This window comes from Agrobacterium sp. (genome assembly GCF_032092815.1).
Lineage (GTDB): Bacteria > Pseudomonadota > Alphaproteobacteria > Rhizobiales > Rhizobiaceae > Agrobacterium.
The window spans coordinates 11,376-19,349 of sequence record NZ_DAMDBP010000029.1 but is presented as its reverse complement, the minus strand read 5'-3'; the positions used below and the strand labels follow the sequence as shown (position 1 = coordinate 19,349).

Genomic DNA, 7,974 nt, shown 5'->3' with positions numbered 1-7,974 from the left:
GAAGAGGTTGTTGGTAACCAGACCCGCGTCAAGGTCGTCAAGAACAAGATGGCACCTCCGTTCAAGCAGGTCGAATTCGACATCATGTATGGCGAAGGCGTTTCCAAGACCGGTGAGCTGGTCGATCTGGGCGTCAAGGCCGGCATCGTCGAGAAGTCGGGTGCATGGTTCTCTTACAACAGCCAGCGTCTGGGGCAGGGGCGTGAAAACGCCAAGACCTTCCTGAGGGAAAACCCGGCGCTTGCCAATGAAATCGAAATGTCGCTTCGCCAGAATGCCGGCCTGATTGCAGACCGCTTCCTGCAAAATGGTGGTCCGGAAGGCTCAGAAGACAGCGATGGCCCGGACGCCTGATTTGGTCGGGTCGCTGTTACTCAATTGAAACGGCGCTGTATGAATTGAAACAAAAGGCTGCATGACACGGTTCATGCGGCCTTTTTTGTGCCATGGTTGCGGCCCGAATGGCTGGACAGGGCCAGACGTGAACGATAAAAGCCAGTGATTTTGATATTTTGGCCGTATTGAAAACGGCGATGAAGGACTCAGTATGAGCGGTGTGTGGGCATGAGCGGCGTAAATGAAATCCGGTCGACCTTTCTCGACTACTTCAAGAAAAATGGTCATGAAATCGTAGCCTCCAGCCCTCTGGTGCCGCGCAATGACCCGACCCTCATGTTTACCAATGCGGGCATGGTTCAGTTCAAGAACGTGTTCACCGGTCTGGAAAGCCGTCCTTACTCGACAGCCGCATCGTCGCAGAAATGCGTACGCGCTGGTGGTAAGCACAATGACCTGGACAATGTCGGTTACACCGCCCGTCACCACACATTCTTTGAAATGCTCGGTAACTTCTCCTTTGGTGACTACTTCAAGGAAGAGGCGATCACGCACGCCTGGAACCTGATCACCAAGGAATACGGCATCGACAAGAACCGTCTTCTGGTGACCGTCTACCACACGGACGACGAAGCCTTTGACCTGTGGAAGAAGATTGCCGGTTTCTCGGATGATCGCATCATCCGCATTCCAACCAGCGACAACTTCTGGGCCATGGGTGATACCGGTCCTTGCGGTCCGTGCTCTGAAATCTTCTATGACCATGGCGATCACATCTGGGGTGGCCCTCCAGGCTCTGCCGATGAAGATGGCGACCGTTTCATCGAAATCTGGAACCTCGTCTTCATGCAGTATGAGCAGGTGACGAAGGAAGAGCGCATCAACCTGCCGCGTCCATCGATCGATACCGGCATGGGTCTTGAGCGTATTTCCGCGCTGCTGCAGGGCAAACACGACAATTACGACACGGATCTGTTCCGTGCGCTGATCTCGGCTTCCGTAGAGGCAACCGGTGTTGCTGCCGAAGGCGAAAAGCGCGCCAGCCACCGGGTTATCGCTGACCACCTGCGTTCGTCCGCCTTCCTGATTGCCGACGGTGTTCTGCCGTCCAATGAAGGTCGTGGTTACGTGCTGCGCCGTATCATGCGTCGTGCCATGCGCCACGCCGAATTGCTGGGTTCGAAGGAGCCATTGATCTGGAAGCTGCTGCCAACGCTCGTTCAGCAGATGGGCCGTGCCTATCCGGAACTGGTGCGCGCAGAAGCGCTGATTTCCGAAACACTGAAGCTTGAAGAAACCCGTTTCCGCAAGACACTGGAGCGCGGTCTTTCGCTGCTGTCCGACGCAACCTCGACCCTGCACAAGGGCGACATGCTGGACGGCGAAACCGCGTTCAAGCTCTACGACACCTACGGCTTCCCGCTCGACCTGACGCAGGACGCACTGCGTGCGCGTGAAATTGGCGTTGATATCTCCGGTTTTACCGATGCCATGGAGCGCCAGAAGGCCGAGGCACGTTCGCACTGGGCCGGTTCCGGCGACAAGGCAACGGAAACCGTGTGGTTTGAACTGAAGGAAAAGCTCGGTGCGTCCGAATTCCTCGGTTACGACACCGAAACAGCTGAAGGCGTTGTTCAGGCGATCGTCAAGGACGGCAAGGCTGTTGATGCTGCTGCTGCCGGCGAAACCGTGCAGATCGTTGTCAACCAGACCCCGTTTTACGGCGAGTCCGGTGGTCAGATGGGTGATACCGGTATCATCTCCTCTGACAATGGCGCCTTTGCCGTTTCCGATACACAGAAGAAGGGCGAGGGCCTGTTCGTTCACATCGGTACGGTTGAAAAGGGCGGTCTCAAGGTCGGTGATGCAGTTCAGTTGACGGTTGATCATGATCGTCGCTCGCGTCTGCGTGCAAACCACTCCGCAACCCACCTGCTGCACGAAGCGCTGCGCGAAATTCTCGGCACGCACGTTGCCCAGAAGGGTTCGCTTGTTGCGCCTGAGCGCCTGCGTTTCGACGTCTCGCATCCAAAGCCGATGACGGCTGAGGAGCTGAAGATCGTTGAGCAGATGGCAAACGAGATCATTCTGCAGAATGCGCCCGTGACCACGCGTCTGATGAGCGTTGACGATGCGATTGCCGAAGGCGCCATGGCGCTGTTTGGTGAGAAGTATGGTGACGAAGTGCGCGTTGTGTCGATGGGCACCGGCATTCACGGCGCCAAGGCCAACCGTCCTTACTCCGTAGAACTGTGCGGTGGTACGCATGTGTCGGCAACCGGTGAAATCGGTCTGGTGCGCGTGCTTGGCGAAAGCGCCGTTGGCGCTGGCGTTCGTCGTATCGAAGCTGTCACCGGTCAGGGCGCTCTGGCCTATCTTGCCGAGCAGGATGAACGTGTGAAGGCACTGGCCTCTTCGCTCCGTGTTCAGCCGGGCGAAGTTCTGTCGCGCGTTGAAGGCCTCTTGGACGAGCGCAAGAAGCTCGAAAAGGAACTGGCGGATGCCCGCCGCAAGCTGGCCATGGGTGGCGGTTCTGCTGAGGGTGCTGCCAGCGACGTGCAGGATATCGGTGGCGTCAAGCTGCTGGCCAAGTCAATGGCCGGGATCGAAGCCAAGGACCTCAAGGGCCTTGCCGATGATTCCAAGGCAAGCATCGGTTCCGGCGTTGTGCTGCTGATTGCTGTTTCCGAAGATGGCAAGGCAAGTGCTGTTGTGTCGGTCACGGAAGACCTGACTGCGCGCTTCAGCGCCGTTGATCTGGTGCGGGTTGCCTCTGCTGCACTCGGCGGCAAGGGTGGCGGTGGCCGTCCTGACATGGCGCAGGCCGGTGGCCCTGATGGCGCCAAGGCTTCCGAAGCAATTGCAGCTGTTGCGGCTGCGCTCGCTGGCTAATGCCTGCTGACTGAGCTTGATGCATTCAATGAAAAAAAGGCGGGTTTCGGCCCGCCTTTTTTGTTGCCTGATCGCCATCAACCAAATGATGTCAGCTTGCTGCCTGCAGTTCCTTTGCTGCGTCTTCATCAATCTGCTGCGCGCGTTTGAACGCCGGGCGTTCGCTGATATGGCTGAGATATTCCACAAAATGCGGACGTTTTTCGACCGTGCCGACATGCATGCCCCAGCCGATATGTGAGGCGACATAAACGTCGGCGGCGGTGAACTGATCGCCAGCCACAAAGCGGTTTTCGCTGACAGCCAGTTCCAGTGTGTTCATGACATCGGCGTAGGCGCCACAGCCGACCATGCGGTATTTGTCTGGCGGAACCTCAATGCCGAGCGCCTTGAAGGAGCCTGCCATTTCGAGTGGACCAGCGGTGAAGAACAGCCAGCGGTAATAGAGGCCACGCTGTTTAGGCGGTGGCGCAAGATTGGCGCCGGGAAAGGCATCGGCAAGATAAGCGCAGATCGCCGCGCATTCGGTGACGATGGTGTCTCCATGTTTGATGGCCGGCACCTTGCCCATCGGGTTGATCGCCTTGTAGGCTGGCGATTTCATGTCGGTGCTGAAGCCCAGAATTTCGGTGCGATATGGTACGCCAACTTCCTCTAGCATCCAGCGGGCAATGCGGCCGCGTGACATGGGGTTGGTATAAAATGTCAGGTCACTCATGACGTCTCCTCCATCTCAGGCAAATTCTGCGCCTGAGGCGTGACGTAATCAAGACATTGCTTTTGCCAAAAGAAAACCCGGCACGAAGGCCGGGTTTCCAGAGGTCTTGTTGGTGATTGCCGTATCAGGCAGCCATTGCCTTCTTGAGGTTTTCATCGATCTTGTCGAGGAAGGCAGTGGTGGAGAGCCATGGCTGATCAGGACCGATGAGCAGTGCGAGGTCCTTGGTCATGAAGCCGGCTTCAACGGTGTCAACGCAAACGGTTTCCAGCGTTGCGGCAAACTTTGCCAGATCGGCATTGTCGTCCAGCTTGGCGCGGTGTGCCAGGCCACGGGTCCATGCGAAGATCGAAGCGATCGAGTTCGTGGACGTTTCCTGACCCTTCTGGTGCTGGCGGTAGTGGCGGGTAACCGTACCGTGTGCAGCTTCAGCTTCAACCGTGCGGCCATCTGGCGACAGAAGAACGGAGGTCATCAGGCCGAGCGAACCAAAGCCCTGTGCAACGGTGTCGGACTGTACGTCGCCGTCGTAGTTCTTGCACGCCCAGATGTAGCCACCGGACCACTTCAGCGCCGAAGCAACCATGTCGTCGATCAGGCGGTGTTCGTAGATGATGCCGGCTTCGTCGAACTTGGCCTTGAATTCGGTCTGGTAGACTTCTTCGAAAATGTCCTTGAAGCGACCGTCATAGGCCTTGAGGATGGTGTTCTTGGTGGACAGGTAAACTGGCCACTTGCGCATCAGGCCGTAGTTCATGGATGCGCGTGCGAATTCGCGGATCGATTCATCCAGGTTGTACATGGCCAGTGCAACGCCAGCGCTTGGTGCGTCGAACACGTCCTTTTCGATAACCTGGCCGTCTTCACCAACGAACTTGATCGTCAGCTTGCCCTTGCCTGGGAATTTGAAGTCGGTTGCCTTGTACTGGTCGCCAAATGCGTGACGGCCAACAACGATTGGCTTGGTCCAGCCTGGAACCAGACGTGGAACGTTTTTGCAGATGATTGGCTCGCGGAAAATAACGCCGCCGAGGATGTTGCGGATGGTGCCGTTCGGGCTCTTCCACATCTGCTTGAGGCCAAATTCCTCAACGCGGGCTTCATCTGGGGTGATGGTTGCGCACTTGATGCCAACGCCGTGCTTCTTGATGGCGTGTGCTGCGTCAACCGTTACCTGGTCGTTGGTTGCGTCACGGTTTTCAACCGAAAGGTCATAATATTCGATGTCGAGATCGAGGTAGGGCAGGATCAACTTGTCCTTGATAAGCTGCCAGATGATACGGGTCATTTCGTCGCCGTCGAGATCGACAACCGGATTTGCAACCTTGATCTTTGCCATGAATTCCTCGCCATGAATGAGGCGGAACAAGTCCGCGTGTATCGGAAAAATATCCGGTGCGGCTATAACATCGCATGCGCCATCCGCAAAGGCTTGCAGCATGTTTTTCTGCATGGCTGCCCAAATGAAGTTGGGTGGGTGACAAATGGCAGGATGGGAATACAGTCTGGCGAATCATTTCTGCCATTGTCGATTTGCGACCGGATAACCCTATGCGTCACTTTTTAACCGCTATCTCAATTTTCCTCGCTTCAACCAGCGCCTTTGCAGCTGATGCGACCGTCCCGGTGCGACAGATCATGGATATCACCGTCAAGAACTGGTCCGGTGAGCAGGAAGAGTGGAAATACATTTTTGACGAGGACATGCTGACCAGCGTTTTCAGCAAGCACTTTGCCGATACCTACCGTCAGGCAGCCAAGAAACCCGCCTATGACACCGAAAACAACGAGCCGGGCGATCCCTTCGGTTACGATGTCGTCACCAGCTCGCAGGATGGCTGTCCGATCCAGGATCTGGCCATTGCACCAGGCACACCCAAGGATGATCGCGTCAGCGATGTGAAAGTGTCCTTCAAGCTGTGGAGCTGCATGGACGAGGCCGAAATGAAGGCCATGGTCAATGAAGTGCATTTCGATGTCATCGAAGAAAACGGCAAGCCTGTCATCGATGACATTCACCGCGTGGGTGATGACGGCACGGATTCCCTGCTGGTCGAGATGGATGGCATCATCAAAGGCGAGGAGTAAGCGGCCTTAATATCGCTTTTTATGCCGCGCACTTTGATTTGCAGTGCATTTTGTGCCAGTGAAGCGCCCGTGTAATCTGGAAGAAGAATATGGCTGGTACCAATAGCGAGCTGGAACTTGTGGCGGAAGGCCCGGCAATCATCCTCGTTGAACCGCAACTGGGTGAAAACATCGGCATGGTGGCGCGTGCCATGGCCAATTTTGGCCTGGCAGAACTGCGCCTCGTCAATCCGCGTGATGGCTGGCCAAGCGAGAAGGCCCGTTCGGCTGCTTCAAAGGCAGACCACGTGATTGATGGCACGCGGGTGTTCGAGACGCTGGAAGAGGCGATTGCCGATCTCAATTTCGTTTATGCCACCACGGCGCGTGAGCGTAACGGCTTCAAGCCGGTGCGCGCACCTGTTGAGGCGGTTGCGACGCTGCGCAGCAAGTTTGCAGTCGGTGAAAAGACCGGCATCCTGTTTGGCCGCGAGCGCTGGGGCCTGACCAATGAGGAAGTGGCACTGGCAGACGAGATCGTGACCTTCCCGGTCAATCCCGCCTTTGCGTCGCTCAACATTGCCCAAGCCGTGCTGCTGATGTCCTATGAGTGGATGAAGTCCGGCATGGAAGACGTCACTGCCACGCTGTTTCAGGCGGTAGAGCAGCGGCCAGCCACCAAGGAAGAGCTTCACGGCCTCTACGATCAGGTGGAAGAGGCGCTCGATGCGCGTGGTTATTTCCGCCCTGAAGGCAAGAAGCCGCGCATGACTGAAAATCTGCGTGCCGTTTTGTCCAGACGGGCGCTGACCTCGCAGGAGATCAGCGTTCTGCGCGGTGTGTTCGGCACGTTTGACCGTTACACGCGCACGTCGCCGCGTGGAGCTTTTTATCAGCCTCCCAACAACAATGCCGGCGGCAAGGGCGTTTCGGACGATGACAGCACAGACGCATGAGCTGAAACCCGTTCTGGTTTTTGATTCCGGAATTGGTGGTCTGACAGTTTTGCGCGAAATTCGCGTTCTGATGCCCGAACGCGAATTCATCTATATTGCCGACGATGCCGGCTTTCCCTATGGCAGCTGGGAAGAAGAGGCGCTGAAAGAGCGCATTCTGGCGCTGTTTGCCCGGTTGCTCACCGAGCATGACCCCGAAGTGTGTGTCATAGCCTGCAACACCGCCTTTACGCTGGCCGGCGCGGCATTAAGGGAAGCCTTTCCGGCCATGACCTTTGTCGGCACCGTGCCTGCCATCAAACCGGCGGCAGAACGTACCCGTTCGGGCCTTGTGTCGGTTCTTGCCACACCTGGCACCGTCAAACGTGCCTATACGCGCGATCTCATCCAGTCCTTTGCCACCCAGTGCCATGTGCGGCTGGTCGGTTCGGAAAATCTGGCCCGCATGGCGGAAAGCTGGATCCGTGGCGAGCCGATTTCGGATGAGGCTGTCTTGGCCGAGATTGCGCCGTGTTTTGTCGAACATGAGGGCACCAAGACCGATATCGTGGTTCTGGCCTGCACGCATTATCCCTTCATGTCCAATGTATTTCGTCGCCTGGCGCCGTGGCCGGTGGACTGGCTGGACCCGGCGGAAGCCATTGCCCGCCGGGCGCGTCACCTCGTGCCGCTGGTGCAGGGTGCGGAGCATCCTGACGGATTTGACTATGCCGTCTTCACCTCTGGAAATCCGGATTTTGCGACCCGCCGGCTGATACAGGGTTTTGGATTGCGCGCCCAATAAACGGCTCTTGAACTTCTGTCAGATTGGTGGCTTGCTTCACGTCTCTGTTGCGTGAGGACGTATCATGCCGTTTGAAAACTGGATTGCCTTTGTTGCCGCATCCATCGTGATGCTGGCCATTCCCGGTCCGACCATCCTTCTGGTCATTTCCTATGCGCTTGGCCATGGCCGCAAGGCGGGCACCGCGACGGTTGCCGGTGTGGCGCTTGGCGATTTCACTG

Annotated in this window: 6 protein-coding genes and 2 pseudogenes; 6 read left to right on the top strand and 2 right to left on the bottom strand. The window is 57.0% G+C overall.

The features are described 5' to 3' along the window. Positions 1-354, top strand: a pseudogene (locus RT613_RS16305) (DNA recombination/repair protein RecA); the annotation flags it as partial. A 210-nt stretch (positions 355-564) separates the two neighbouring features. Continuing rightward, entirely contained in the window at positions 565-3,228 is a 2,664-nt protein-coding gene (gene alaS / locus RT613_RS16300) for an alanine--tRNA ligase (protein WP_313616993.1), read from the top strand. Positions 3,229-3,319: 91 nt separating this feature from the next. Here alaS and RT613_RS16295 read toward each other — a convergent pair whose 3' ends face one another. Both RT613_RS16295 and RT613_RS16290 read right to left on the bottom strand, forming a co-directional pair. Further along, positions 3,320-3,946, bottom strand: a complete 627-nt coding sequence (locus tag RT613_RS16295; RefSeq protein WP_313616991.1) for a glutathione S-transferase family protein — start codon at positions 3,944-3,946, stop codon at positions 3,320-3,322. 124 nt (positions 3,947-4,070) lie between these two features. Then, entirely contained in the window at positions 4,071-5,285 is a 1,215-nt protein-coding gene (locus RT613_RS16290; RefSeq protein ID WP_313616989.1) for an NADP-dependent isocitrate dehydrogenase, read from the bottom strand. Positions 5,286-5,497: 212 nt separating this feature from the next. Between RT613_RS16290 and RT613_RS16285 the strand changes: the two genes are divergently transcribed. From RT613_RS16285 to RT613_RS16270, 4 genes and pseudogenes are all read left to right on the top strand, one after another. Then, positions 5,498-6,034 carry a hypothetical protein gene (locus tag RT613_RS16285; protein ID WP_313616987.1) on the top strand — a complete coding sequence of 179 codons (537 nt, stop codon included), beginning with the start codon at positions 5,498-5,500 and terminating at the stop codon, positions 6,032-6,034. 89 nt (positions 6,035-6,123) lie between these two features. Further along, positions 6,124-6,969: an RNA methyltransferase gene (locus tag RT613_RS16280; protein WP_313616985.1), complete on the top strand. Its 846-nt coding sequence runs from the start codon at positions 6,124-6,126 to the stop codon at positions 6,967-6,969. Further along, entirely contained in the window at positions 6,950-7,753 is an 804-nt protein-coding gene (murI, locus tag RT613_RS16275; protein ID WP_313616984.1) for a glutamate racemase, read from the top strand. Before RT613_RS16280 ends, murI begins: the two co-directional genes overlap by 20 nt. 64 nt (positions 7,754-7,817) lie before the next feature. Beyond that, a pseudogene (locus RT613_RS16270) lies at positions 7,818-7,974 on the top strand (LysE family translocator); the annotation flags it as partial.